A 25,688-nucleotide genomic window follows, 5' to 3' on the forward strand; every position below is an offset into this window, starting at 1 on the left:
CGTTTCTTCAGCCATGCTTCGGGCCGATCAGCTGGGCAGCCTGGGTGACGGCGGCGAGCGAGAGGTCGCTGAGGCGGTCGGTCAGCAGCGGGGCGGTGAGGATCAAGGCGGCGATGCCGGCGAGGACGCCGGCCGGGAGCCCCAGCGAAAAGAGATTGAGGCTGGGCGCCGAGCGGCTGATCACGCCGGTCATCACCTGCACGAGCAGCAGAAGGAACGTGACCGGCAGCGCGATCATGATCACCGCCATCAGCATCTGCGTGCCGAAGCCGGCGACAAGCGCCATGCGTTCGGGCGTGAACCATGCGGTGCCGGGGGGGAAGGCGCGGTAGCTTTCGACAATCAGCGCGAACCACGTGAGATGTGCGCCAAGGCCGAGGAACAGCACGGTCAGCAGCACCGAGAAATACTGGCCGAGCACGGGCGAATGCGCGCCGCTGACGGGATCGGCGGTGGAGGCGATGCTCATGCCCATCGCGCCGCCGATCATTTCGGCGGCGATCAGCGGTGCGGCGAAGCTCCACTGGAGAACGAAGCCCAGCGAGAGGCCGATGAGGATTTCCTGCGCGGTGATGAGCAGGCCGGAAAGCGAGAACAGCGCGGACGGTGCGGCAACCGGTGTCCAGGCGCAGACCAGCACGGCGATGGCCCCGGCGAGGCTGACGCGCAATTGCATGGGCACGGAGTTTGCCCCGAACAGCGGAGCAGCGAGGAGCGCGGCGCCGATGCGGGTCATGACGAAGATCATCCGCCAGAATTCCGCTTCCAGCGCGCCGAAGCCGAAGTGGAGCGCGATCATGGCCCCGTCACTTCCCAGTCTGCGCGATCTGGGCGAAGATCTCGACGAGGAAATCGCCGATCAGGCCCATCATCGCGCCGCCGAGGAGGACCAGCACGAGGGCGATCGCGGCGAGCTTGGGGACGAAGGTGAGCGTCTGTTCGTTGATCGAGGTGGCGGCCTGGACCACGCCGACGACGAGCCCGACGGCAAGGCTGGCGAGCAGCACCGGGGCCGCGACGAGCGCGGTGACCCACAGCATCCGGTCAGCCAGAGCGAGGAGGGCGGCGGTGTCGTTCATCAGCCGAAACTCGCCGCGAGGCTGCCCATGAGGAGCGCCCAGCCGTCAACGAGGACGAAGAGGAGGAGCTTGAACGGCAGCGAGACCACCGTGGGCGACATCATCATCATGCCCAGGCTCATCAGCACCGAAGAGACGACGAGATCGATCACGAGGAACGGCAGGAACAGCATGAAGCCGATCTGGAACGCGGTCTTGAGCTCGCTGGTGACGAAGGCGGGGAGGAGGATCGAGAAGGGGACCTCGGTGGTCTTCGCGAACTTGGGCGCCTTGGCCATGCTGGCGAACATCTGGAGATCGTGCTCGCGCGTCTGGCGGATCATGAAGGTGTGAAACTCGGTGCCCGCGGCGGCGATGGCCTGTTCGGCGTTGATGGTGCCGGCGGAATAGGGCGCAATCGCACTGGCATTCACCTTGTCGAGCGTGGGGGCCATGACGAAGAGCGAAAGGAACAGCGACAGCCCGATCAGCACCTGATTGGGGGGCGACTGCTGGAGCCCGAGCGCCTGCCTGAGGATCGCGAGGACGACAAGGATGCGGGTGAAGCTCGTCATCATCAGCACGAGACTGGGCAGGATGGTGAGCAGCCCCATGATGAGGAGGAGTTGCAGCGAGAGCGAGAGCGTGCCCCCGGACTGCGCGCCCGCGAGCTGGCCGAAGGCGCGGTCGAGCGCGCCGGGGATGGCGGATCCGGTGGGGGCCGCGACGGGTGCGGCGGCGGCATTGGCGGCATCGGCGGCGTGGGCCGGGAGTGCGAGGCCGAGCACGAGCACGGCGATGAAGAGGAGGAGCGGCTTGATCTTCACCGGATCAGTCCTCCGCGCCGCTGCGCGCGGGCACTTCGGCGAGGCGCACGAGCCCCTGCTTGGTTGCCGAGACGAGAATCTCGCGGCCACGGAATTCCAGCACTGCGATGCGCTGCCCTGGGCCGAGCCACTGTGTCTCGATGATCTTCACGCTGCGCTGGCCGCCGGCGGGGCCAAAGCGCTGCTCCATGCGGCGGGCGAAATTGAGGCTGGCCCAGGCCGCGCCGACGATCAGCGGGAGGACCACGGCGAGCTTGAGAAGGTACCAGACCACCGGCCCTAGCCTTCCTGCCCGACGAGCTCGACGATGCGCAGCCCGAACCGTTCACCTTGCGCCACGACTTCGCCGCGCGCGATGAGCTTGCCGTTGACCATGACATCGAGCAGTTCGTCGGTGAGCCGGTCGAGCAGGACGACGCTTTCCTCGGTGAGCGAGAGCACGTCCTTGAGCTTCATCTCGGTGCGGCCGAGTTCGACGGTAAGGCGTACGTCGACGTCCTTGAGGAATTCGAAGCCGCGGGTCTGGAAGGTCATGAGGGCATCCTGGATGGGCCGCCGGATCAGGCGAGCTGGGTGAGTTGAAGGGCGACGCGGTCGTCCACCGCGCCAATGGTGCCATGGCCGACAAGCGCTTCGCCGATGCGCAGGGGAACGCTGCGCGCAACCGGGACGGCAAGAACCTGACCGACTTCGAGCGCGGAAAGCGTGGCCAGCGGAAGCGGCACATCGACGAGCACCGCGCGCAGGGTGAGCGGCATTTCGGCGAAGGGGGGATCGAGCGGGCTGGCGGGTTCGGCGCGCACGGCAGGTTTCGGCGCGGCCTGCGCGGCCCCGATGAGATCGGCCAGCGCCGCCATCGGAAAGCCGAGCCGCAGCGTCCATGGCGGCCGCGCGCCTTCGCGGATCGAGAAGGTCAGGACGGCGAGCGGGGCGTCCTCGGCCATGGCGCCAAGATCGGCCATCGAACCGGCGCGGCGCAGCACGCGGATCGGCCCCTCGAGGCCGAGCGCGGCGGCGAGGGGCGGGCCGACGAGCGTATCGATCCGCTGGACCATGAGTTCCGCCGAGAGCGGCAGTTCGCGCGGGAGCGGGGAAGGGGCGTCGCCGGGGCCGCCGAATGCCCGGTCGAGCAGGCGCAGAACGGTATCACCCTCGACGGCGGACAGCAGGGGCTGGCCATCGGCGATCGCGGCGAGAAGGCTGATCGAGACGAGACCGGGCGGGGCGAAGGAGGCCGCGGTCATTTCAGCCGGTGCGCTGCATTCGACCATGGCCGCCTCGCCGCCATGCACCGGCGCGAGCGCGAGGCGCAGCTTGCGCGCGAGACTGTCACCCGCGCGTGCCAGCAAGGGCAGCAGCTCCGCCACGGCAGGGGCCGGACGGAGCAGCGCCGCGCTGTGGCGGGCGAGCGGCCGCTGGGCGACGAGGGGGCGTTCGGGTTTCATCGGGCGGGCGGCGGCTACTGGACGATGAAGGTCTTGAAGTAGACGGCGTCGACCCCGCCAAAGCCTTCGGTATCGGTGAGCACCTTGTTGATCGTGGCGACGAGGCGCTTCTGCAGGCGGGCCTTGCCCTCGGCAGACTGGACTTCCTCGCCCGGGGTATCGGCGATCGCGGTGAGCAGGGCCGAGCGGACAGCGAGTTCGTGTTTCTGCAGCCAGAGGATCACGCGGTAATCACGGTGGGTCGAGCAGGCGAGGCTGACCTGCACAAGGAGGTCCGAATCCTTGAGATTAGAGGTAAAATCTTCGGTGAAGCTGAAATAGGCGGTGCGGTATTCGCTCCCGCCCTCGCCCTCGACGTCTTTGCCGCCGCCCTCGCCGCCCTTCTCGCCTTCCTTGGCGGCAGGCGCGTAGGGGTCTTCCTCACCCTTCCGGATGAGCTTGGGGTTCTTGTCCTCGTGTTCCTTGCCGTGGCTGCCGCCACCGATGATCCCGGCCGCGACAAGCCCATAAGCGCCGCCGCCACCCGCGCCGAGCAGCGCGACGACGGCACCGACCTTGAGCATCATGCCGCCGCCTTTCTTCTTGGGCTTGGCGTCCTTGTCCTTCTTGTCGCTCATCGAGGGTCCTTACGGGTGTTGCGGAATGGGATCAGGCGAAGATGCCGCCGCGGCGTTCGGTGCCGGGCGCGGGCGATCGCGCGGGGTTGGCTGAAGGACGCTGCGGAGCCGGGCCGTAGGCCCCCTGGCGCTGTTGCCCGCCGGACTGGCTCTGCCCTTGCGCGGGGGTCTGGCCTTGCGCAGGGTTCTGGCCGGGCGTTTCGGCGCGGTGATCGCCGGGGGCAGGGCGCCCCGGTTCCGCCGCCGCGACAGCGGCATGCGCGGCGGCAACGGCTGGAGCAAAGGCGGGATCGGGGCTCGCCATCGCGACCGAGAGGCCGGTGGCATCGCCTTCGATGCGCAGGGAAATCCGGCCGAACTCGGTATGGCGCAGGGCGACGGAAACAGGGCCCGCCGGCTCAAGCCCGTCGCGCGCGCGGGCGATGGAATCGACGAGTTGGTCGAAGCTGATCGGCTGGGGAGTGGATGCAGTGGAGGGGGCCTGCGGTGCGGTCACCGCGGCGGTGGACGGCAGGGCCTGCGCGAGCGCGCCGGCGGTTTCGGGAACCGGGAGGGCGGCAGCTTTCGCGGTGGGCAGCGCGCGTTCGGTCTCGGCGGGGAGCCGGCGCGCGGCGGGGCGTTCGGGCGCCGGGGCTCCCGTCAGCGCGGCGAGCGTGGACGGCTGCGCGCGCGCGGCGTTCTGGCCGGCGCTTTCGGGCAAACCTTCCGCCGGAGTGGCGGTCTGCGGCGCAGAATCGGCGGCAGCCTCGCGTTCGAACACGAGGCCGGCGACCGCGAAAGCGGCAGGGTGCGCGGTTTGCGCGGTCTGCGAGGCTGCGGCCCCAATGGGGACTGCCGTGGGGACTGCCGTGACGGCTGCGGTGGGAACTGTTGCGGGGGGCACTGTCGCCGCAACGGTTGCCGGGCGCGGTGCCGCGAGGCTGGCGCGCTGTTCGGGCCGGGCAGATTTGGGCGCGGCGCCCGCGACGGGCTGTGGCAGCGCCGGCATGGCAAGCGCAGGGACAGGGGCGATCGTGAGGACGGGGGCGAGCCCGGGCGGGGCATCGGCGGCCGTGGGCTGGCCTGGGGCGTCGGTTTCCGGGGGCTGCGCCGTGTCGTCTGCCTGTGCGGGGGCGGCCACCAGCCCTTGGCGGACGGCGAGCATCAGCGCGGCAGGCGATGCGGCAGGCTTTTGCCGGGTGGGCGGCAAGGCCTTGCCGGGTTCTGCCGGGAGGTCGGGCGTGATGGCCGGCTCTTCCGGCGATGCGGCGCTGGGTGCGGCGGACGGGGTTGGGGCCGAGGTGGGGGCCGAGGTGGGGGCAAGCGCTTTCACCGCGGCGATGAACAATGCTTCGGGGGCAACAGGCACCTCGCGCGCCAGATGCGCGGCAAAGCCTGCGGTTTCGGAGGACGGCGTGCCGGGCAGGGCTGCCGACACGGCCGGAGCCACGCCGGCGGCCTGAGCGGACGCCGGGGCCGCGGGGCCGGGAAGCAGAGCGGATGCGGGCACGGTCATGGCGGGGCGGCAGTCCTTGGCGAGCGAGTGTGGTTAACGCGTGCTATTCAAGAGCTGTGCCAAGCGGACCTGCGGGCTTGGCAGGATGCGCATTTTCTGCGGCCTTGCGGGCGATGCGCTGGCGTGCGGCATCGATGCGGTCTTCCACGGCGGCACGGCGGCGCTCGGCCTCGGCGGCTTCGGCGGCGCGGGCGTCGGCGGCTTCGCGGGCGCGGGCGAGATCGGCGGCGGTCTGATCGGCAATGCGGGTGAGCCCGGAGACAAACTGCTGTGTCTGGTGCAGATCCGCAGCCGTGCCGGCATCGCGGCGCTGGCGATAGGCTTCGATCAGGGCGGCGGTGCGCGCTTCGAGATTGGTGACCTGGGCCAGCGTCGCTTCGGCGCGGGCGGCTTCGGCGAGCGCGGACTGGCGGGCAATGCCGCGCAGCCGTTCGAGGCGGCGCAGGCGCTTGAGCCTGGTCTTTTCGTTGGTCATGCGGCCATCAGGGCGGCCAGTTCAGCCACGCTGCGCTCCATCGGCACGACCTCGCGCTGGGGCTGGCTGAGAAACGCGGTGAGCGCGCCGTGCATCGCGATGGCGCGGTCGAGCTGCGGATCGGCCCCGGCCCGGTAGGCGCCCATGAGCACGAGATCGCGGTTGGCTTCATAAGTGGCGATGAGGGCGCGGAAAGCGCGGGCATCGGCCTGGTGCAGCGGATCGACGATATCGTTCATCACGCGGCTGAGCGAGGCGGCGATGTCGATCGCCGGGTACTGCCCGCGCTGGGCCAGATCGCGGCTGAGGACGACGTGGCCATCGAGAATGGCGCGGGCGGTATCGACGACGGGGTCGTCCTGGTTGTCGCCATCGGCGAGCACGGTGTAGAGCCCGGTGACCGAGCCGCCGCTCGCCGCGGAATTGCCGGCGCGTTCGACGAGCTTGGTGATCGTGGCAAGCGCGGAAGGGGGATAGCCGCGCGCCGCGCCGGGTTCGCCGAGCAGCAGCGCGATTTCGCGGCCCGCGTGGGCAACGCGGGTGAGGCTGTCCATGATGAGCAGGACCTGATGCCCGGCGGCGCGGAAATATTCGGCCATCGAGGTGGCCAGCATCGCGCCGCGGATGCGCAGGTTGGGGGCGTGATCGGCAGGGACAGCCACGACGACCGAGCGCGCCCGGCGCGGACCGGACATATGCTTCTCGACGAAATCCGAAACTTCGCGGGCGCGCTCGCCGATCAGGCCGACGATCACGATTTCGGCTTCGGTGCCGTGAGCGATCATGTCGAGCAGCACCGACTTGCCGACGCCCGAGCCGGCCATGACGCCGATCCGCTGACCGACGCCGAACGTGGTGAGCGCGTTGAGCGCGCGGACGCCGACGTCGAAGGGTTCGCGCACCGGGGCACGGTCCAGCGCGCCCGAGCGCACGCCACCCGAGGGCCATTCGGCGCGGGCGGCGATGGGTAGTCCGCCGTCGATGGGCAGGCCCTCGCCATCGACCGCGCGGCCAAGGAACGCCTCCCCGACGGGGAGCATTCCGGGGCGGCCCTCGGGGCGGACCCGTGCGCCGGGGCGCAAGAGGACGGTATCGCCGAGCAGCATCATCAGCATCCGCCCGGCGCGAAAGCCGATGGTTTCGGCCAACAGCGAACCGCTTCCGTGGGCGATGCGGCACTGCGCGCCGATGGGAAGCGAGAGGCCGCTGACTTCGAGCAGGCCGCCATCGCAGGCGGTGACGAGGCCGTAGCGGCGTGGGGCGAAATCGGGCTGGGCTTCCTCGCAGCGGGCGAGGAGGGGGAGGGCGCCATTCAGCATGATGGGGTCAGCATGATGGGGTCAGCACGCGGCGAGCGCATCGGCGAGGGCGCGGGTCCAGGTGGCGGGGCCATCCTCGACCCCGCCAGCGCTGCCTTCGATCCGCAAACCGCCGCGTTCGAGCGCGGGGTCGGGTTCGAAGTGCCAGTCCTCGGGTAGACGGGCGGCGAGGAGCGCAAGGTCTTCGGGGTGGAGGCGGATCACGCGTTCATCGGCCGCGCGGGCGAGCATGCCGGCGGCGACCTTGACGCGGGCGGCCAGCGCGTCCTCGTTCGCGGCATATTCGCCGAACAGCGGGGCGCACAGGGCAAGCACGGTATCGCGCAGGCGGGCTTCGAGTTCGCGCATGAGGTCCGCATCGAGACGGGCGAAGGCGAGCTCGATCTTCGTCCGGGCGGCGTCTGCCTCCGCGATGGCAGCGGCAAAGGCGGCTTCGGCATCGGCGGCCCCTTGCGCATAGCCGGCGGCGAAAGCGCGGGTTTCGGGGGCCTCCTCCGGCTCGGGCGGCGGCGGAGGCGGTTCGGACGCGGCTTCGCGCAGGAAGCGCTGATCCTCGCGGAAGCCGCCGGGGACGAGGCCGAGTTCGGCGAGCGAGAGCGCGCGCATGGTGGCGGCGACCGGATCAGACATAGTCGTCGTCGCCCGCCCCGAAGACGATCACGCCTTCTGCGGCGAGTCGGCGGGCGGCGGTGACCACGGCCTTTTGTGCCTCGACCACTTCGGCCATCTTCATGCGGCCGCGCGCCTCGATCTCGTCGCGCACGCCTTCGGCGGCCCGGCTCGACATCGCGCGGAAGAAGCATTCGCGGGTATCGGGCGCGATGCCCTTGAGCGCGGCGATGAGCGTATCGGAATCGACCTCGCGCAGCAGCGAGCCCATCGACTTCTCGTCGAGCACGAAAAGGTGCTCGAACTTGAACATCTCGTTCTCGATCGCCTTGGCGAGCTGTTTGTCCTGCTTGGCGATCTCGGGCATGACGCGCTTCTCGACCGCGCGGACCGAGGCGTTGATGATATCGGCCGCCTCGCGCGGGCCGCCCATGGTGAGCGCGGCACCGCCGTGGCATTCGGTGATGCGCTGTGCGAGGAGATCCTCGAGCATGGCGATGGCTTCGGGCGCGACGGGGCCGAGCGTGGCGATGCGCTGGATGACTTGCGGCTGGAGCGCCTCGGGCAGGGCATGGAGCACGCCGGCGGCGACATCCGGATCGAGCTGGACGAGCAGGACGGCCAGCGCCTGCGGATGCTCGCCCTGGACCAGCGGCACCAAGGCATGGGGCGTGAGCCAGCGCGCGAGTTCGAGACTGGAGCCGGGGCGCGGCGCATCCGGGGCTATGCGCTGCATGAGGTTGTCCGCCTTGAAATCGCCCACGGCGCTCGTCATCAGCTGGCGGACCTGACCGACGCGGTCGGTGGCGCCGATGGTGACAGTCGCGGCGTTGTCGACGAAGCCCTGCAAGGCTTGCGTGATGGCATCGGCGTCGATCTCGCCGATCTCGCACATCTTTGCGCCGAGCAGGCGCAGTTCGGCAGGTTCGAGCTGGGCGAGCAGCGACGCCGCGTGATCATCGTCGAGCAGCATCATCATGACAGCCGCGCGGACGGGGCCGGGAATGTCGGCAGAGGCTTCGGCGCTCATTCGGTTCCCTCGGGCGCGGGTTCGTTGAGGAGCTGGCGCAAGGCATTCAAGGCATTGTCGGGCTGTTCGACGACGATGCGCTGCGCGACCCCGACCTGGCGGCTCAGGGCATCAGGGTCGATCTCGCCGGTTTCCGGATCGATGATCGGCTCGATCTGCTGGATCTTCTTGCGGCGGCGGCGGGCCGGGGCGTCCTCGCCGCCCTCGCCGCCTTCGCCCTCTGCACCGGCCTCGCCCGCTTCGCCTTCGGCCGTGCCTTCGCTCTTTTCCGCGCTGTCCTTGGCGATGGCCGGGGCCGGATCGCGCTTCAAGGCCTTGATCAGCGGGCGAACACCGAGGAGCAGGGTGAGGAGCACCGCGAGGAGCGCCACGACATTGCGCACGACCATCGCGAACCACGGGGTTTCATAAAAGGCAGGCGGGGTGACGGTGACGGGGCTGAAATTGCGCACGACAACCGCGACCTGATCGCCGCGTGCGGGATCTGCGCCCACAGCCGCGGTGACGAGCTGCTTGATCTGGTCGATCTCGGCAGGCTTGGCCTTGGCCATGATCGCGCCCGACAGCGCAACGGCCACGGACAGCCGCTTGATCTTGCCGGGGGTGGCATTGGTGACGGCGACTTCGCGGCCGAGTTCGTAAGTGCGTGCGGAGGAGCTTTCGCCGCCAGCGGGGGCGCTGGGGGTGGCGGCCGGGGACGGCGACGCACCGGGCGTGGGGGCGGCACCGGGCGCGCCGGGCTGGGCCGTGGTGGGCGGCGGCGGCGTATTGGAGAGAACGCCCGGAACGCCCGAGGCCGTGCCCGGACCCGGTGTCTGGCTGGCGGACTGGGTTTCGGAGCGCACGACGCCCTGCTTGTCATAGCTTTCGCGCGCGGAGGTGAGCTGGTCCATATCGAGATCAACCTGGATCTCGCTGGAGAAGTTGCCCTCGCCGAGCATCGGGGTGAGCAGCTGCGCGACCTGGGTGCGCAGCTTCTCTTCCATGCGCGATTGCAGATCGAGCCGGTCGGTATCACCGTCCTTGCCCGAGGAGAGCAGGCGGCCGTGCTGGTCGATCACCTTGACCGCATCGACGGAGAGCGACGGCACCGAGCCCGCGACGAGGTTGACGATGGCGCTGACCTGGCTGTCCGCCAGCTGGCGCCCGCGCGCGAGCTTGACCATGACCGAGGCGGTGGGGGCGGCGTTTTCCCGCACGAAGACGGACTTTTCCGGCTCGGCGAGGTGGACGCGCACGGCCTCGACGCCGTCGATCTGCATGATGGTGAGTTCAAGCTCGCGTTCGCGCGCGGCGAGGAGGCGTTCGCCTTCAAGGGTGCGGCTGGCGCCCATCGGCAGCTTGTCGAGCATCTGCGCGCCGGTTTCGGGCGTGGCGAGCGCGCCATCGGAGGCGGCGACCATGCGCGCCTTGTAAAGGTCGTTCTCGCCCACCGAGACCGCGCCGGTGGCATTGTCGATGGAATAGGTGATCGACGCCTTGTCGAGCGCGGCGACGACCTGCGCGCGTTCGCTGTCGCTGAGATCGCTGTAGAGGATGCGCTGCGGCGCGGGAGCCATCGTCATCCAGAGCAGCGCGGTAAGGCCCGCGGCGGAGACCCCGGCAAACCAGGGAAGCGCGCGGCGCACCGGCGGCTGGCCGAGGAAGGCGCCGGTGCGCGCGAGCATCGAGCCGCCCGCCGGATCGGTGAGCGGGGCGAAGACCGACAGGGTGGGTGTTGCGGGATCGGCCATCTATCAGACCCCCATCCTCATGATGTCCTGGTAGGCCGTGAGCAGCTTGTTGCGCACCTGCAGGGTTGCCTCGAAGGCGACGCCGGCTTCCTGCCGGGCGAGCATGACCTTGGCGATATCGGTGACCTCGCCCTTGTCGTACCCTTCGCTCAGGCTATCGGCCTTGCCCTGCACAGCGTTCACGTTGTCGAGCGCGGATTTGAGCGCGGAGGTGAAGCCGTTCGCCGGCGCTTCCGGTGTGGCTTCGGGCGCACTGGCGGCCGGCGTGCGGACCTGCTGGAGCAGCTGCGAGCGATCGATGATCTGCTGGCGCAGCGCCATGATCTGCTGGAGCCCCCCGGCTCCGGAAATTCCCCCGATCCCGCTCATCGCCGGCTACCGGCCACGGCGATGCCGTTCTCGCGGAATTCGGCGAGGCGGTAGCGCAAGGTGCGTTCCGAAATGCCGAGCTTGCGCGCGGCGGCGACGCGGCTGCCGCCGCAGCTGTCGAGCGCGGCCAGGATCGCGCGGGTTTCGGAGAGCTGGACGATGTTGGAGAGCTTTCCGCCGGGGACGGACGAGGCGGCGGCCTGGGCCGGATCGACCGGTTCGCCCGCCGCCCGCACGGCGCGGTCGAACACAACATGCTGTACACCGATTTCGGCGGCGGGGCCGGCGAGGAGAAGCGCGCGGCGCATGACGTTTTCAAGCTCGCGCACGTTGCCGGGCCAGGCGTGGGCTTCGAGCATGGCGAGCGCGCCCTCGCCGATCCACGGCACCGGCTGGCCCTGGGGAACATGGCGGAGCACCATGGCGAAGGCGAGCGGGGCGATGTCTGCAGGGCGATCACGCAGCGCGGACAATTCGAGCGGGAAAACATTGAGGCGGTAGTAGAGGTCGGCGCGGAAGCGGCCTTCCTCGACTTCGCTGGGCAGATCGCGGTTGGCGCAGGCGATGATGCGTACGTCGACCTTGACCGGCCTGGTGGCACCCAAGGGCACGACTTCGCCTTCCTGCAGCACGCGAAGCAGCTTGGCCTGGAGCGCGAGGGGCATTTCGGCGATCTCGTCGAGCAGCAGCGTGCCGCCATGCGCGGCGCGGAAAAAGCCCTCGGCAGCGGCATTGGCCCCGGTGAACGCGCCCTTCTGGTGGCCGAACAGCATCGCCTCGAGCATCGTTTCGGGCATGGCCGCGCAGTTGATCGCGATGAACGGGGCGGCAGCGCGCGGCGAGCGCAGGTGGATGAAGCGGCTCAGCACTTCCTTGCCGGTGCCGGTGGGGCCGTTGATGAGCACGGGGATCTCGGCCTGGGCGAGGCGTTCGGCGAGGGCGAGGACGGAAAGCGTTTCGGGATCGGCGGCGACGGGGCTGCCGGCCGGCGCGGCGCAGGCGATCAGCGCGGCGAGGACGGCGGGATCGGCGCTGTCGGCATAGGAAAGCGCGTGGCGGCCGCCGTGGCTGCGCGTGATGCCGCAGGTTGCGGCGCGCGAGAGCAGCACGGTGCGGTCGAACAGGCCGGGGGCGGCAGGCTCTTCGGCTCCGCGCAGCGTGACAGTTCCGGCGGGGTTGAAGCTGCCCAGAACCGAGCGCGCCTGTGCCAGCAGCGCGGCATGCGCTGCCGGTGTGGTGGGGGCGCTTCCTCCTGCCGTGCGCCCTGCCTGATCCGTGTTCATGTTTCCAAACCCTGTCTTAACCATCGAGACAGGCTGTTTTTCGCGCGAAAACGTCAAGCGGTGCGAAACTTTAAGCTCCGCGCACGCCCTAAGCGTAACTACGTGTATCCGGCAGATCGCTGCCGAGGCCCCCCTTAAACCCGGCAGGCTTTTGCCGGTCTTTGCCGTGGCTGCCGCGTCGATCCCCGACCGGCGTCAAACGGGGAACGACCCCTCTCACTGGAGACAAACCATGGCGGTTATCAATACCAACATCAGCGCGATCAAGGCGGCCAACGCCTCGAACAGCGCAGCCAAGATGGCCAGCACGGCGATGGAACGCCTGTCGACCGGCAAGCGCATCAACGGCGCGAAGGACGATGCTGCGGGCCTCGCCATTGCGACCACGATGACTTCGCAGATCAAGGGCATGAGCCAGGGCGTGCGCAACGCCAACGACGGCATCAGCCTCGCGCAGACTGCGGAAGGTGCGCTCAACGAAGTGACCAACATGCTGCAGCGCGTCCGCGAACTGGCCGTGCAGTCGAAGTCGGGCACCTACCAGCAGACCGACCGCGATGCGATGCAGTCCGAAGTCGGCAACCTCAACGCCCAGATCTCGGACGTGCTCAACAACACCAAGTTCAACGGCAACGCGGTGTTTTCGGTGGTCGGCGCGGCGCCGGCGACCGACGGTTCGGACGACAAGAAGTTCTCGATCCAGACCGGCGCGAACACCAGCGACACCGTCGACATCGTGTCGAAGGCGTTCGATGGCACCAAGCTGTTCGGCGGCACGCTGACAGCCTATGACTCGACCTCGACGACGCAGGCTCTTGACGTTTCGTCGGACACGGCTGCCTCGACGACGATCACCAACGTCGACGACGCGCTCGCCAACGTCAACTCGACCCGTGCGACGCTCGGTGCCGGCCAGAACCGTCTGGAATCGGCCGTCAACAACCTGAACGACAACATCACCAACCTGTCGGACGCACGTTCGCGTATTCAGGACACCGACTACTCGGCCGAAACGACCGCGATGGCGAAGGCCCAGATCCTGAGCCAGGCCTCGACCGCGATGATCGCGCAGGCCAACCAGAGCCAGCAGAACGTGCTGTCGCTGCTGCGCTAAGGTCAGGTCCCCCCGCAAGCCCGCTCTCCACCGGGTATGCACCTTGCCCGGCGATCCTTCCACGGATCGCCGGGTTTTTGGTTTTTTGTTCGCTAGCGCAGCTGGTGCCGCCTCTGTTTCGGCCAGACCGAAACAGGTATCAGCGCGGTTTCAGAACTCTGGGGAGGGTCGCGCCCAGCACGGCGAGCATTTCGGGGGCATAAGCGCTGGAGTTGGCCTCGAACTCCGCCTGCGTGATCCGGTCCGTGCCCTGCGCGCCGAAGAGCACGACCTCGTCATCGAGGCGGACGTCGCGGTGATCGGTGACGTCGACCATCAGCGTGTTCATGGTGACACGGCCAACAATGGGAGCGCGGCGGCCGCGGATGAGGACTTCGGTGTGGTTCTTGCCCTCCGCCGGAAACTCGGGCCGGTTGGCGTGGCTGAAGCCGCGCCGGATGCCATCGGAATAGCCGATGGGCACGTTCGCCAGAAAGCTCTCGCGCTCCAGCCGGAACGTGCGATCATAGGCGACAGTCTGCCCGGCGGGGTAGTGATTGACCGCCGCGACGCGCGACAGAATCGTGGGCACGGGGATGAAGACGCTGGTCTTGACCGAGCCGGGATCGCCATAGAGCGCGCCGCCGACGCGGACCATGTCGAGCCGGGTATCGGGCTGGGTCAGCGTGGCGAACGTGTTGGCGGTGTGGCGGGTGAAGCCTTCCGTGCTCAGGCCTTCCCCGGCGAGCCAGGCGAGATCCGCCTTGTAGCGCGCGAGTTGGTCGAGAATGTCGGGCGCTTCCTCGCTGGGGTAATGCGTCATCGCCCCGGCAATGCGAAGGCCTTTCAGCGCCAGCATCGCGCGGGCATCGGCCTTGCCGTAGTCGGTCGAAAGCTCGACCCCGTTGCGCGACATGCCGCCCGCATTGAGCGCGAGGTGTACGGGGAGCGCAAAGCGCGGGCGGCGCTGGCGCCAGAGCGCCTCGAGCCGGGCGGCGGCCTCAGGGTTGCCGATCAGCTCGACGAGCCCTGTGCCCATGGCGTCTTCCATTTCCTCAGGTGCGGCAAGGCGGATGCGGTAGAGCCGGCCGCGATAGCCCAGCTGGCGGGCGACGCGGGCTTCATCGTTGGAGGTGATCGCGACATCGGTGATCCCGGCCTTGATCACCGAGGGGATGAGCAGCGCGATGCCGTTGCCATAGGCGTCGGCCTTCATCACCGCGCAGATGCGGGACGGCGTGACGATCTGGCGCAGCGTGGCGATATTGGCCTCGAACGCGGCGGTATCGACTTCGATCCACCCGTTGCGGCGCTGCGCCTGCGCGAGGGTGAGGCCGAAATTGCTGGCGGAAAGGATCGGCGCGGCGGAAGCGCGGGTGGCGGCGAGAGCTGCGCCTGCCGCCGCTGCACCCAGAAATGCGCGCCTGTGGATCATGCCTGTGCCCTCTTTACCCCGTGTCTGGCGCGAGGCTAGGCGGGGCAGGGGTGCGAGGGCAAGGTCTGACGTGCTGTGCGTGATGCCGTTTTGAGAGGTCTCGAGCCTAAAGCAGCATAGGCAGGGTATTGCCGAAATTGTGCAGCGCCACCGGCAGAACAAGGCTTCCCGTCCTCTGCCGCAACCACACGGCGAGCAGCGCTGGGATAGCGGTTAGCGCCATGGTGAGTGGGTCAAAGGTGAACGACCCGTCCGAGAAGCCGAACGCATGGGCAAGGCCAAACAGAGCGCAAGTCAGGATGGCTCCCCAACTCCAATCGACGCCGACAAACCGCCAACGGCCTGCAAACGCTCGGTCGAGAGCCGCCAGTAGTAGTCCGCGGTAGAACAATTCTTCTTCTAGCCCCGGCATCGATATCTGGAATGCGATATCTTCCGCTCGCGCTGGTTCGTTGGGAAAAAGCAGCGCGATGCCAAGGAAGAAAGCGCAGTAGGCTGCCACAACCGGCATTGCAGCGCTCAGGCTGCCTGGTTTCTGAGCCAGCTTGAACCCGCATTCGGCCCATCCAAAGATTGGCAGGCCAGCGATCAGCAGTGTCACAAACAGCGCGCCAACCTTGCCTTGCCAGTTCCATGACCCGCCGATGAGATCAGGGATCAGGCCATATCCGCTTGTCAGCAATGCGTCGTTGAGCAGAACCAGCAATGCCGCAAGCACCAACCAGCCAAGCGAACATCGCTCTCGGTCAGACAACCCAATAGCGAAGCCGAAGACCAGCAGCAGCGAAATCACGCCACTGATGCCGAAGATAGCGTCCAAATCGTACCCTGCTGTTCCGTCGACAAAACTGACCTGAGCTTACCATATCATGACCTGCCGCCCCAACCATTTCAGCGTCTCATTTGGTCCACGTCGAACGACAAATCAGTTCATCAGCAGGATGCTCATCCGCCGGTTGCGCGGGTCGGTCGGGCTGTCCGGGATCAGGGGTTCCTGATCGGCGACGCCCTCGATGCGGCGGAAGCGGTTTTCGGTGACGCCGCTTTTCATCAGGGCCTGGCGCGTCGCTTCGGCGCGGCCGGCGCTGAGAGACCAGTTGTTGGCAGCGTCTCCCGGCTTCCATTGCAGCGCATCGGTGTGGCCGCGCACGCTGAGGCCTGCGCTGTCGGGGCCGATCGCCTGGCCGATCGCGCGGACGAGTTCGGCCGCTTCGGGGGTGAGGATCGTGGTGCCGAGGCGGAACATCGAGAACTTGGCATCGTCCATGAGATCGAGGCGGATGCCCTCTGGCGTCTGCGTCACGCGGACCTGCTTGGCGAGTTTGCGCAGGGTCTCGCTGGCCGCGAGCTTCTGTTGCAGCCGCTGCTGGAGGCTGGCAGTGCGCTTGGCCTTGGTGCCGCCGTCCTTCGCGCCGCCGGTGGCATCGCGCGGGATCGTCAGCGTCTTGGTGCCGGTCTGCCCGGCGCGGTACTGGTAGTTGTCCGGATCGGTGAGCGAAGAGCCGCCGAGCAGGCCGTAGGAGCCGGCGCTGCCTTCCTTCATCTTTACGAGCGTGGGGGTGAAATAATCGGCAATGCCCTTGCGCTGCTTTTCGGTGGTGGCGCCCAGCAGCCACATGAGCAGGAAGAAGGCCATCATCGCAGTCACGAAGTCCGCATAGGCGACCTTCCACGCGCCGCCGTGGTGGCCGCCCGCGACGACGGTGACTTTCTTGACGATGATCGGGCGGACGGGTTCGTTCTTGCCCTTCGGAGCCTTGGCCATGGCTTAGTTCCTTTCCGCTTTTGCGGAAGCGGCACCGGCCCGCTCCCCCGCCCGGCCACCCACGAGAGTACCCTGAATGGGTGGCCGGGCGGGGGAGCGGGCCGGTGCCGCTTGCGTTTTCGTGCAACGGAAACGCACAATCAACGCCCGCGCAGCGCGTCGAGCAGTTCGGACAGGCCCGGGCGGAACGAGTGGCCAAGCCCGGAGCGCGCGCTTTCGACGACGAGGGGCTGGGGCCAGCCGTGGAGGCTGGCGATGATCACCTGCTTGACGGCCTGGAAGATCATCTCGTCCTGATCGAGCACCTGCTTGAGCCGGCCCGCAAGGGGCGCGACGATGCCATAGGCGAGCAGCACGCCCATGAACGTGCCGACGAGCGCCGAGCCGATCATCGCGCCCAGGATCGAGGGCGGCTTGTCGATCGAGCCCATCGTCTTGACCACGCCGAGCACGGCGGCGACGATGCCCAATGCGGGAAGCGCGTCGGCGAGGTTCTGGAGCGCGTGCTGCGGCTCGCTCATTTCGTGGAAGTGCGTCTTCATCGAATGATCCATCACGTCTTCGACGGCGTGGACTTCGAGCGTTCCGGAGGACACGACGATCAGCGTCAGCGTGTCGCAGATCAGCGAGACGAGCGGCTTGTTGGCGAGGATTTTCGGAAACTCGGCGAAGATCGGCGAGTTTGCCGGGTCGGTGACGTGGCTTTCGAGCGCCACCGGGCCGTCGCTGCGCAGGATTTTCATGAGCCGCGTGCAGAGCACAATGGCATCGACGTGGTCCTGCTTGCTATGCCGGGGGCCCTTGAAGACCTTGGCAAAACCGCCGCCGATCGCCTTCAGTTCGTGGAGCGAGTTGCCAGTGACGACGGCGCCGAGCGCGGCACCGCCGATGATCAGCATTTCGTGCGGAATGGCCTCCATCACCGGGCCGAGTGCGCCGCCGGTGATGGCGAAGCCCCCGAACACCATGACGAGGAGAATGACGATACCGATGGCAGCATACATGGTGGTTTACGGTCCCGGATGGCTGGAGATCAGCGCAGGAAATCAAACAGCGAGAGACCCGCAAGCTTGGAGAAGCTGGCCTGGCTCGCTTCGAGCACGGTGGAGAGCTGCTGCAGGCGGGCGATCGCGGAGCCCAGTTCGGGCGCACCGATATCCTGCTGCTGCGAGGCGCGGGCCTCGCCCATCGCCTGCTGTCGCTCTGTGGAAAGGTCGATCCAGCTGAGCCGCGAGCCGATCACGGTCTGCGCGGTGGTGATGGCATCGAGGCCATTGGCGAGCGAGCCCAGCGCCGCCTGTGCGGTGGCGGCTGTGCTGGCGGAACCCCCGGACAGCACGTCGGAGAGGTTCTTGATCACCGCCATCAGATCGGTGGAATTGCCCGCCGGGTCCTTGAAGCTGAGGAATTCGGGGCCGGTGAGGCTGCGGCCGACCGTCTGGCCATCGCCCAGCGAAAGCTGCCCGGAGCTGCCGCTGCCGATATATTTGGCGAGGCCGGTGGTGGAGTCGACCTCATAGGCATCGCCCGCGCTGTCTCCGCCGAAGAGGGCGTGGCCGGCGCTGTCGCGCGCGTTGGCAAGACCAACGAGGCCGGTGTGGATCTGCGCGAGTTCCGAGGCGATGCTGGCGCGCTGCGTAGCGGGAAGCAGCGCGGATGCGGCCTGGGTAGCGAGTTCCTGCGCGCGGCTCACATAGTTCGCGAACTGGCCCAGCGCCGTGTCGGTGAGGTTGAGGTCGGTCGTCGCGCGGTTCGTTGCGGCAGTGTCGATCGTGCCAAGGGCATCGGCGCGGGCCAGCGCGCGAAGCTGCGAGGCCGCCAGCGGATCGTCCGAGGACTTCGTCAGCTTGCTGTTCGTGCTGATCTGGTTCTGCAGCCCTTCGGCTTGCCCGCGCAGGGCAGACAGGCTCTGCGTCGAGCGATCGTAAAAGGCGGCAGTGCTGGTGGCGAAGATGCTCATGGCGGGACCTAGCGGATCTGGAGCAGGGAATCGAACAGACTGGCCGCTACCTGCATCACCCGGCCCGAAGCCTGGAACGCCTGCTGGTAACGCACGAGATTGACGCCTTCGGTATCGAGATCGACCCCGGTCTGGGCGGACAGCGCGGTCTTGGCAGCGCCGGAAATCGTGGCGAGCGCATCGCGGGTGACGGTGCGGCCCGAGACGGTGGCCGAGACATCGAACAGGATTGCGTCCATCTTGCCGGCGGGATCGGCGGTGGCGAGCGCGCCGCGGAGCGCTTCGAGGCCCGCTGGATCGCGGCTGTTCTTCGGCGCGTTCGCAGGCGCGGTGACGATCTTCGCCGGATCGCCGGTGGCCAGCGCGATGGTTTCGGCGGTGGAGCCGGTGAGGAGGTCCGCGCCCGGATTGCCATTGCGATCCGTCCCGGCGGCTTGTGCGGTGTTGACAGTGGTTACGATCGAGCCGGCCAGCGTATCGAGATCGGTGCCGAGTTGCGCCAGTTTGCCCAGCGCGAGCTGCTGCCCCGCGAGCGAGCCGCCGGCGAGGGTGAGCGCGCCGCTATCGAGCGTGTAGCTGACGGTGCCATCGCCGGCCGTGGTCATGGCAAGCGCCTTGGTATCACCCCCGCTGACGAGCGGGGTGCCCGCCGCCGACGTGCCGAGCGTGACGGTGACGCTGCCATCCTGCGCCATGGTCGTGGCAATGTCGCCATACTGGCTGAGATCGGCGAGCAGCTTGTCGCGTTGGTCAAGCAGGGCGGTCTGGTCCGAGCTCGCATCCGCCGCGCGGGCAAGGCGCAAGTTGGTGCGCGCCAGTTCGCCGGCGATGCGGTTTACCTGGGTGACGCCGTCGGCCGCCTCGAAGCGCAGGCCTTTGCCCACCGCGTCCATTTCCTTGGCCGCGATCTGGAAGGTGGCGCCCATCGTGCGCGCGGATTCGATCACCGAGGCGCGCAGCGAGGTATCGACCGGGTCTTCCTTCAGCTTCTGCAGCGATGCATCAAAGCCGGTGATCGCGGTGTAGATGCCGGACTGTTCGAGCGCGGCCTCGATGTTGCCAAGGCCGGTGACTTCCGCGTTGGCGCGCGCGGTGTCCGCGCCGGTGCGGCGCACTTCGCTCTGGCGGAAGGCGTCGGCGTTGCGCACGATCATGTCCACCCGCACGCCCGAAAGCGAGACGTCGCGCGTGTTCTGGTTGTAGCCGGTGGAGGCGACTTCGGTGAGCCCGACGCTGCGCCGGACATAGCCTTCGGTCGCCGCGTTGGAGATGTTCTGCGCGGTGACATCGAGCCCGATGCGCGCGGCCTTGGCACCCGAGAGGCCGATCGAGAGAAGGTCGGAGGCCATTGCGCTCAGTCCTTTCCGGCTGGCGGCATCAGCCGCGCGAGCTGGGCTTCAAGCTGCTTCGCGAGGCCGAAGGCACCGGTCTGGGCGGCGATCTCGGCAAAGCGCTCGTCGCGCATCGACGTGAAGGTCTCCTGCGCCTGGCCGCCGAACAGCTCGTCCTTGCCGGCAAGGCTGGCAGAGCGCGCGGCGGCGAGCATCTGGCGCACGAAGATCGCCTCGAAGCCCTGCGCCGCCTTCCTGAGTGCGGCGCGGTCCGTGGCGGAAGGGCCGGTCGAACTGTTCGCCAGTGTGGGCCGGGCGGAGGGGGTGAGCGGGCTCATATCACCTCCATCTCGGCGCGCAGCGCGCCCGCCTGCTTGAGCGCCTCGAGAATGGCGACAAGATCGGACGGTGTGACACCGAGCTTGTTCAGCGCATCGACAAGGCTGGAAAGCGAAGCGCCGGGCTTGAACAGCGCGACATGGGCCTGGCCTTCCTCGACGTTGATCTGGCTGTTGGGCGTGACCGCCGTCTGGCCGCGGCTGAGCGGGCCGGGCTGCGAGACCTGCGGCTTCTCGTCGATCTTCACGACGAGCTTGCCGTGGCTGATCGCGGCGGGGGAAAGGCGCACGGCGGAATTGATCACGACCGTGCCGGTGCGGCTGTTGACGATGACTTTGGCGGCGGTTTCGGCCGGCTGCACCTCGATCATCTCGATCGAGGCCATCATCGTGGCGCGGCTGTCGGTCGCCTGCGGCAGGCGGATGGCGAGCGTGATGCCGTCTTCCACCGTCGCGGCGCCGGGGAAACGCGCGTTGACCGCATCGCGCACGCGGCTGGCGGTGAGGAAATCGGCGGTGAACAGGTTCCAGCGCAAGGTCTCGTCGCGATCGAACCCGGTGGCGACCGCGCGTTCGACGCTGGCACCTTCGGCAATGCGGCCGACGGTGGGGACGTTGACGGTGAGCTGGCTGCCATCCTTGCCGGTGATGCCGAGCCCGCCGACGGCGAGGTTGCCCTGCGCCATCGCGTAGATCTGGCCGTCCGCGCCGTAGAGCGGGGCAAGGATCAGCGCACCGCCGCGCAAGGACTTGGCCTTGCCGATGGTGGAGACGGTGACATCGATGCGCTGCCCAGGCTTGGCAAAGGCGGGAAGATCGGCCGTGATCAGCACGGCGGCGGCATTCTTGAGCCCGGGCGAGACGCCCTGCGGCAACTGCACGCCAAGCCGCCCGGAGACCCCGCGCATCGCTTGCGTGATATAATCGAGATTGTCGTCACCCGTGCCGGGCAGGCCGACGACGACGCCGTAGCCGGTCAGCTGGTTGGTGCGCACGCCCTGGAACGCGCCAAGATCGCGCACGCGGTCGGCGTGGGCGGGCGTGGGGGCGAGGGCCAGCGCGGCGAGGAGCGGAGCGAGCAGCAGGAGGGAGCCGGGGATGGGCATCCTGATACGGGGCATGCAGCGCAGCATGCCCATCCCCGACCCTTCCCGCATGCGGGAAGTGCGCGAAACGGCTGAAATAGTCCGCAAAAGCAAGGGATTCGCGGCGAGCCGCGCCAGGTGCACGCTGCACGGGGCGAGTGCGGGGCCCAATCCGGAGCCGGATGGCAGGAGAGCGGGGCTGGTCATCATCAGAACGGCGAGATCGCGCCAAAGAACTTCGACAGCCAGCCTTCGCGACTGGCGCGCCCGACCGCGCCGTTGCCGGTGTAGGTGACGCGCGCATCGGCCACCTGCGTGGAGCGCACGCGGTTGTCGGCATCGATATCGCCGAGGCGGACGATGCCCGAAAGCTGCACCCATTCCTGGCCCTGGCTGAGCAGCAAGCGCTTTTCCCCTACAACGAGTGCCGTGCCGTTGGGACGCACCTCGGCAATGGTGACGGACACCTCGCCGCCGAGCGTGCTCGTCTGCGAGGCATTCCCCTGTCCGTTGAACGACGATCCGCCCGATGCTTTAAGGGCATTGGGATCGAGGAACGACAGCGGCCCGGCGGTGGGGGGAACCACGTTGAACGCGCCGGTCTTCTGCGTCTTGCCCGCGGCGCTTTTCGAGGCGTTGAGCTGTTCGGTGAGGATGATCGTCAGCGGATCGCCCACCGCATGGGCGCGGCGGCCTTCCGCGAGGCCGGTGTAGCCGGCGGCCACGTTGAAGATGGCCCCGTCTGCCGGGCGCTGTGCCGGTGCCTGCGGCAGCACCGGCGCGAAGCCTTCGGCCGGGCGCGCGGGGCGGCCATGGACCTCGCTGGCCGGCAGCGTTGCAGCGAGCACGATCGCGGGCGGCACAAGCAGGCAGGCCAGCAGGCGCAGCCCGAGCGGCTTGCCATCGACCGGCGAGGCGGCGGACGCGCGGAAGGCGGCTTCGAAAGGGGAATCCATCATGGGTCGGGTGTCCGTCAAAGGGTCTGGTTGGCGTTCTTGAGCATTTCGTCGACCGCAGAGATCATCTTGGAATTGACCTCGTAGGCGCGCTGGGTCTCGATCATGTCGACCAGCTCCTCGACGACGTTGACGTTGGAGCTTTCGAGGAAGCCCTGGCGGATTCGCCCGCGTCCGACTTCCCCTGCCACGCCGATCTGCGCCGCGCCGCTGGCAGCGGTTTCGGTGAGGAAGTTGTCGCCGCCCGCCGCAAGGCCCGCTGGATTGGCGAAGCTGGCCAGGGTGATCTGGCCGAGCTGCGAGGGCTCTGCCGTGCCGGGCAATGTGGCCGAAACGGTGCCGTCGGGCGCGATGGTGATCGAGGTGGCGCCTTCCGGGATCGTCACCGGCGGCTGCACGACATAGCCCTGCGCGGTGACAAGCTGGCCTTCCGCCGAGCGGCTGAAATTGCCGGCGCGGGTATAGGCCAGCTGGCCGCCTGGCAGGGCGACCTGGAAATAGCCTTCGCCATCGAGCGCGAGATCGAGCGCGTTGCCGGTGGTCTGCATCGGGCCTTGCGTGGCGATCCGCGTGGTCGACTGGATGCCGACGCCGGTGCCGAGATTGAGCCCGGTGGCATAGGCCGTCTCGCCCGAGGACTGCTGTCCGGCAGTGCGCGCGTCCTGATAGGCCATGGTCGCGAAGTTGGCGCGATCGCGCTTGAAACCGGTGGTGCCGACGTTGGCGAGGTTGTTGGCGATCACGCGCATCCGCGTGTCCTGCGCTTCGAGACCGGTGCGGGCGACGTGAAGGGCTGAGGAGGGCATGGGTCAGGATTCCTTTGTTCAGGTGAGGCGCATGAGGCCGGCACCGCCTTCATCGAGCTCGCGCGCGGTGGAGATGAGCTTGGTGCGCATGTCGAACAGGCGCTGCGCCTCGACCATCTCGACGAGCACGCGGGTGGGCTCGACGTTGGACTGTTCGAGGCTGCCGGGCTGGAGGCGGGCGTCCTCGTCCACCGGCAGCGCCCCGCCGCCGGGAACGCGGAAGAGGCCGTCGAGACCCTTCTCGATGGCCGATCCGGCGGTGCTGACGAGCTTGAGGCGGCCAACTTCCTGCGGCGGCTGGTCGGGGTTCTCGGGCTGGGCGGCGAGCACGCGGCCATCGGGAGCAATGGTGATCTTTGCGCCCGGCGGCACGGTGACCGGGCCGGCATCGCCCACCACCGGGCGGCCATCGCCGTTGGTGAGCAGGCCGGTGGCATCGACCGCCAGATCGCCGCGCCGGGTGTAGGCTTCCTCGCCGTCCTCGCCCTGCACCGCCAGCATGATCCGGCCGGTGAGCGCGACGTCGAGCGGATTGCCCGTCTCGATCAGTGCGCCCTGCTTCATGTTGGCGCCGCGCACTTCCCCGCGGGTCATCGCGCGGGCCTCGATGCTGGGGCCCTTGAGCGTCATCGGATCGGCGCTGAGCAGCTCGGCGCGAAAGCCGATGGTCTGCGCATTGGCCATGTTGCTGGCGATGACCTGCTGGGTCACCATCGAGCCGGTGAGGCCGGAATAGGCAGTGTAGATCAGGCGGTCCATTTCAGGTCAGCCTCAGGTGCGCAGGTTGATGATGGTCTGCGAGATCTGCGTGGCGGTATCGATCGCCTTGGCATTGGCCTGGAAATTGCGCTGCGCGGTGATCAGGCCGACCATTTCCTCGGAGAGATCGACGTTCGAGCGTTCGAGCGCGCCCGACAGGATGCCGCCGTAAAAGCCTGAATCCGGCTGGCCATAGGTGGCGGCGCCCGAGAGCCCGGTGGCGGTCCAGTTGGAGGAGCCCTCCTGGCGCAGCCCGCCCGGCGACAGGAACGTGGCGAGCGCGACCATGCCGACAGCGGTGTTGGTGCCATCGGCATAGGAGGCGGTGATCACGCCGTTCTTGCTGACGGCAACCCCGGCGAATTGCGCGCCGGCGGCGTTGGTGGCCGGGATCTGGACCGACTGCGGGGTGTTGCCGGTCACCGCGCCGGTCGTGTCGGTGGGGAAGACCTGCAGACGGTTGCCGCCACGCAGGAGATAGCCGCTGTCATCGATTTCGAAGGCGCCGTTGCGGGTATACAGCGTATCGCCGGTGACCGCCGACTTCGTGGTGAAGAAGCCGTCGCCGTTGACGACGAGATCGAGGGCGTTGCCGGTCTGCTCGATCGCGCCCTGCTTGAAGTTCTGGTTGATCGCCTCGACCGTGGCACCGATGCCGAGCAGCAGCTTGGGATTGGTGAAGGCGCTGCCCGCGATGATATCGGCGAAGGAGACGGTGCTCTTCTTGAAGCCGTTGGTTTCGGCGTTGGCGATGTTGTTGCTGATCACGCCGAGATCGGTCTGGGCGTTCTTGAGCCCGTTGAGCGAGGTGTAGAACGACATGTCTGGTGGGTCCTTTCGAGGAACGGTTCAGATCTTGAGGCCGGTGAGCTTGTCGAGCTTGCTCTCGATCGATTTCAGCGTGTCCGACGTGCTGTTCGCCGCCGAAAGGCTGGAGAACTGGGCGAGCTGGGCGATCATCTGGCTGTTGTCGACCGGTGTGGTCGGGTCCTGGTTCTGCAACTGCGCGGTGAGCAGCTTGATGAAATCGTTGGCGCCGAGAGAGCCCCACGAATTCTTGGCGGTTGTCGTCGCGGTGGCCGGAGTGGCACTGTTTGCGGCGGCATAGGGGTTGACGGTCGTCATCACTTCATCCTCATCGTTTCGAGCATCAGCTGCTTGGCGGTCTGCATGGCTTCCACCACGTTCTGGTACTGGCGGGCGCTCTCCATCATCTCGACCAGCTCGGCGTTCTCATCGACCGGGGCGGCCCAGACATCGCCATTGGCATCGGCGAGCGGGTGATCGGGATCGTGGGTGCGCACGGGCGCCGTATCGCTGCGGAAGACCCCCGTGACGCGCACCGTGGCAAGACCGCTCGAGCGGTCGAGTTCCTCGGCGAAGACCGGGCGCAAGGGGCGGTAGGCGGCCTCCTTGCTTGCCGCGACATTGCCGGCATTGGCGAGGTTGGAGGCCGAGGCGTTCATGCGCACCAGCTGCGCCGACATGGCGCGCGCGGTGACGTCGAACAGCGAGAGGGGCTGGCCGCTTCCTGCCATCGTCATTCGCCCTTGATCGCGCGGGTGAGGGTTTCGACCCGGCCGCGGATGAACGAGAGCGTGGCGGAGTAACCGACCGCGTTTTCGGCGAAGGCGGTCTGCTCGGTCGCCATTTCGACGGTGTTGCCATCGAGGCTGGGCATGACCGGCATGCGGTAGCGCGTGGCGGCGGTGAGGGCCTGGGTATCGCTCGCCCCCGACGTGCGGGCCTTCAATGCGGCTGCGAAGTCGATGTCCTTTGCCTTGTAGCCGGGGGTGCCCGCGTTCGCGAGGTTGGACGCGAGCAGCCCCATGCGCTGCGAGCGCAATTCGAGCGCCGCGCCGTGGATGCCGAAAAGTGTGTCGCTCATGGATCGAAGCCT

At 68.1% G+C, this 25,688-nt stretch carries 31 protein-coding genes; 1 reads left to right on the top strand and 30 read right to left on the bottom strand.

Going from position 1 to position 25,688, the window contains the following annotated elements:
• Nucleotides 1–7: 7 nt before the first annotated feature.
• Genes fliR through AQZ52_RS05680 form a run of 15 tightly spaced genes read right to left on the bottom strand, consistent with a single transcriptional unit; the run spans nt 8 to nt 12,260 of the window.
• The gene (gene fliR, locus AQZ52_RS05610) at nt 8–799 is read right to left on the bottom strand and encodes a flagellar biosynthetic protein FliR (RefSeq protein WP_067907136.1); all 792 of its coding nucleotides are present in this window, start codon (nt 797–799) and stop codon (nt 8–10) included.
• Between the two features lie 7 nt (nt 800–806).
• Nucleotides 807–1,079, bottom strand: a complete 273-nt coding sequence (gene fliQ / locus AQZ52_RS05615; protein WP_067907138.1) for a flagellar biosynthesis protein FliQ — start codon at nt 1,077–1,079, stop codon at nt 807–809.
• Nucleotides 1,079–1,879, bottom strand: a complete 801-nt coding sequence (fliP, locus tag AQZ52_RS05620; RefSeq protein ID WP_067909510.1) for a flagellar type III secretion system pore protein FliP — start codon at nt 1,877–1,879, stop codon at nt 1,079–1,081. The genes fliQ and fliP overlap by 1 nt, the downstream gene beginning before the upstream one ends.
• A 10-nt stretch (nt 1,880–1,889) precedes the next feature.
• A complete protein-coding gene (locus AQZ52_RS05625; RefSeq protein ID WP_067907140.1) occupies nt 1,890–2,159 on the bottom strand; it encodes a flagellar biosynthetic protein FliO in 270 nt (89 codons plus the stop codon).
• 5 nt (nt 2,160–2,164) lie between these two features.
• Entirely contained in the window at nt 2,165–2,419 is a 255-nt protein-coding gene (gene fliN, locus AQZ52_RS05630) for a flagellar motor switch protein FliN (RefSeq protein ID WP_067907142.1), read from the bottom strand.
• Nucleotides 2,420–2,445: 26 nt separating this feature from the next.
• Entirely contained in the window at nt 2,446–3,330 is an 885-nt protein-coding gene (locus tag AQZ52_RS05635) for a FliM/FliN family flagellar motor switch protein (protein WP_067907144.1), read from the bottom strand.
• 14 nt (nt 3,331–3,344) lie between these two features.
• Nucleotides 3,345–3,947, bottom strand: coding sequence for a flagellar basal body-associated FliL family protein (locus tag AQZ52_RS05640; protein WP_067907146.1), 603 nt, complete (start codon nt 3,945–3,947; stop codon nt 3,345–3,347).
• Between the two features lie 31 nt (nt 3,948–3,978).
• The gene (locus AQZ52_RS05645; protein ID WP_067907148.1) at nt 3,979–5,442 is read right to left on the bottom strand and encodes a hypothetical protein; all 1,464 of its coding nucleotides are present in this window, start codon (nt 5,440–5,442) and stop codon (nt 3,979–3,981) included.
• A 43-nt stretch (nt 5,443–5,485) separates the two neighbouring features.
• Nucleotides 5,486–5,917 carry a hypothetical protein gene (locus AQZ52_RS05650; protein WP_067907150.1) on the bottom strand — a complete coding sequence of 144 codons (432 nt, stop codon included), beginning with the start codon at nt 5,915–5,917 and terminating at the stop codon, nt 5,486–5,488.
• A complete protein-coding gene (locus tag AQZ52_RS05655) occupies nt 5,914–7,236 on the bottom strand; it encodes a FliI/YscN family ATPase (RefSeq protein WP_067907152.1) in 1,323 nt (440 codons plus the stop codon). The genes AQZ52_RS05650 and AQZ52_RS05655 overlap by 4 nt, the downstream gene beginning before the upstream one ends.
• Before the next feature lie 21 nt (nt 7,237–7,257).
• Complete coding sequence (locus AQZ52_RS05660) at nt 7,258–7,866, bottom strand: FliH/SctL family protein (protein WP_067907154.1); 609 nt, start codon at nt 7,864–7,866, stop codon at nt 7,258–7,260.
• On the bottom strand, nt 7,859–8,875 hold the full coding sequence (gene fliG, locus AQZ52_RS05665) for a flagellar motor switch protein FliG (protein WP_067907157.1): 1,017 nt from the start codon (nt 8,873–8,875) through the stop codon (nt 7,859–7,861). The genes AQZ52_RS05660 and fliG overlap by 8 nt, the downstream gene beginning before the upstream one ends.
• A complete protein-coding gene (gene fliF, locus AQZ52_RS05670) occupies nt 8,872–10,608 on the bottom strand; it encodes a flagellar basal-body MS-ring/collar protein FliF (RefSeq protein WP_067907160.1) in 1,737 nt (578 codons plus the stop codon). The genes fliG and fliF overlap by 4 nt, the downstream gene beginning before the upstream one ends.
• A 3-nt stretch (nt 10,609–10,611) precedes the next feature.
• The gene (fliE, locus tag AQZ52_RS05675; RefSeq protein WP_067907162.1) at nt 10,612–10,977 is read right to left on the bottom strand and encodes a flagellar hook-basal body complex protein FliE; all 366 of its coding nucleotides are present in this window, start codon (nt 10,975–10,977) and stop codon (nt 10,612–10,614) included.
• Nucleotides 10,974–12,260, bottom strand: coding sequence for a sigma-54 interaction domain-containing protein (locus AQZ52_RS05680; protein ID WP_082697574.1), 1,287 nt, complete (start codon nt 12,258–12,260; stop codon nt 10,974–10,976). The genes fliE and AQZ52_RS05680 overlap by 4 nt, the downstream gene beginning before the upstream one ends.
• 232 nt (nt 12,261–12,492) lie before the next feature.
• Here AQZ52_RS05680 and AQZ52_RS05685 point away from each other — a divergent pair, with 232 nt between their 5' ends.
• A complete protein-coding gene (locus AQZ52_RS05685) occupies nt 12,493–13,374 on the top strand; it encodes a flagellin N-terminal helical domain-containing protein (RefSeq protein WP_067907164.1) in 882 nt (293 codons plus the stop codon).
• Between the two features lie 139 nt (nt 13,375–13,513).
• Here the strand turns inward: AQZ52_RS05685 and alr are convergent, their stop codons facing one another.
• The 15 genes from alr to flgB all read right to left on the bottom strand — a co-directional run bounded on the left by alr (nt 13,514) and on the right by flgB (nt 25,676).
• On the bottom strand, nt 13,514–14,788 hold the full coding sequence (alr, locus tag AQZ52_RS05690; RefSeq protein ID WP_067907166.1) for an alanine racemase: 1,275 nt from the start codon (nt 14,786–14,788) through the stop codon (nt 13,514–13,516).
• 106 nt (nt 14,789–14,894) lie between these two features.
• Complete coding sequence (locus AQZ52_RS05695) at nt 14,895–15,608, bottom strand: CPBP family intramembrane glutamic endopeptidase, BDIM_20840 family (RefSeq protein ID WP_067907168.1); 714 nt, start codon at nt 15,606–15,608, stop codon at nt 14,895–14,897.
• A 105-nt stretch (nt 15,609–15,713) separates the two neighbouring features.
• Nucleotides 15,714–16,553: a flagellar motor protein MotB gene (locus tag AQZ52_RS05700; RefSeq protein WP_067907170.1), complete on the bottom strand. Its 840-nt coding sequence runs from the start codon at nt 16,551–16,553 to the stop codon at nt 15,714–15,716.
• A 140-nt stretch (nt 16,554–16,693) separates the two neighbouring features.
• Nucleotides 16,694–17,557, bottom strand: coding sequence for a flagellar motor stator protein MotA (gene motA / locus AQZ52_RS05705; RefSeq protein WP_067907172.1), 864 nt, complete (start codon nt 17,555–17,557; stop codon nt 16,694–16,696).
• A gap of 29 nt (nt 17,558–17,586) precedes the next feature.
• Nucleotides 17,587–18,513, bottom strand: a complete 927-nt coding sequence (locus AQZ52_RS05710; protein ID WP_067907174.1) for a flagellin N-terminal helical domain-containing protein — start codon at nt 18,511–18,513, stop codon at nt 17,587–17,589.
• An 8-nt stretch (nt 18,514–18,521) separates the two neighbouring features.
• Nucleotides 18,522–19,862, bottom strand: coding sequence for a flagellar hook-associated protein FlgK (gene flgK / locus AQZ52_RS05715; RefSeq protein ID WP_067907176.1), 1,341 nt, complete (start codon nt 19,860–19,862; stop codon nt 18,522–18,524).
• Nucleotides 19,863–19,867: 5 nt separating this feature from the next.
• Nucleotides 19,868–20,182, bottom strand: coding sequence for a rod-binding protein (locus AQZ52_RS05720; protein WP_067907178.1), 315 nt, complete (start codon nt 20,180–20,182; stop codon nt 19,868–19,870).
• On the bottom strand, nt 20,179–21,303 hold the full coding sequence (locus AQZ52_RS05725) for a flagellar basal body P-ring protein FlgI (RefSeq protein ID WP_067909517.1): 1,125 nt from the start codon (nt 21,301–21,303) through the stop codon (nt 20,179–20,181). The genes AQZ52_RS05720 and AQZ52_RS05725 overlap by 4 nt, the downstream gene beginning before the upstream one ends.
• Before the next feature lie 173 nt (nt 21,304–21,476).
• A complete protein-coding gene (locus AQZ52_RS05730) occupies nt 21,477–22,226 on the bottom strand; it encodes a flagellar basal body L-ring protein FlgH (protein ID WP_067907179.1) in 750 nt (249 codons plus the stop codon).
• 14 nt (nt 22,227–22,240) lie between these two features.
• Nucleotides 22,241–23,029 (bottom strand): flagellar basal-body rod protein FlgG, encoded by a 789-nt coding sequence (flgG, locus tag AQZ52_RS05735; RefSeq protein ID WP_067907181.1) that lies wholly within the window; start codon nt 23,027–23,029, stop codon nt 22,241–22,243.
• 18 nt (nt 23,030–23,047) lie between these two features.
• Nucleotides 23,048–23,788 carry a flagellar basal body rod protein FlgF gene (locus AQZ52_RS05740; protein ID WP_067907183.1) on the bottom strand — a complete coding sequence of 247 codons (741 nt, stop codon included), beginning with the start codon at nt 23,786–23,788 and terminating at the stop codon, nt 23,048–23,050.
• Between the two features lie 12 nt (nt 23,789–23,800).
• Complete coding sequence (locus AQZ52_RS05745) at nt 23,801–24,610, bottom strand: flagellar hook-basal body complex protein (protein ID WP_067907185.1); 810 nt, start codon at nt 24,608–24,610, stop codon at nt 23,801–23,803.
• 27 nt (nt 24,611–24,637) lie between these two features.
• Nucleotides 24,638–24,913 carry a flagellar hook assembly protein FlgD gene (locus AQZ52_RS05750; protein WP_067907187.1) on the bottom strand — a complete coding sequence of 92 codons (276 nt, stop codon included), beginning with the start codon at nt 24,911–24,913 and terminating at the stop codon, nt 24,638–24,640.
• Nucleotides 24,913–25,326, bottom strand: coding sequence for a flagellar basal body rod protein FlgC (flgC, locus tag AQZ52_RS05755; RefSeq protein WP_067907189.1), 414 nt, complete (start codon nt 25,324–25,326; stop codon nt 24,913–24,915). The genes AQZ52_RS05750 and flgC overlap by 1 nt, the downstream gene beginning before the upstream one ends.
• A 2-nt stretch (nt 25,327–25,328) precedes the next feature.
• Nucleotides 25,329–25,676 (bottom strand): flagellar basal body rod protein FlgB, encoded by a 348-nt coding sequence (gene flgB / locus AQZ52_RS05760; protein WP_067907191.1) that lies wholly within the window; start codon nt 25,674–25,676, stop codon nt 25,329–25,331.
• Nucleotides 25,677–25,688 lie beyond the last annotated feature (12 nt).

Source organism: Novosphingobium fuchskuhlense (assembly GCF_001519075.1).
Lineage (GTDB): Bacteria > Pseudomonadota > Alphaproteobacteria > Sphingomonadales > Sphingomonadaceae > Novosphingobium > Novosphingobium fuchskuhlense.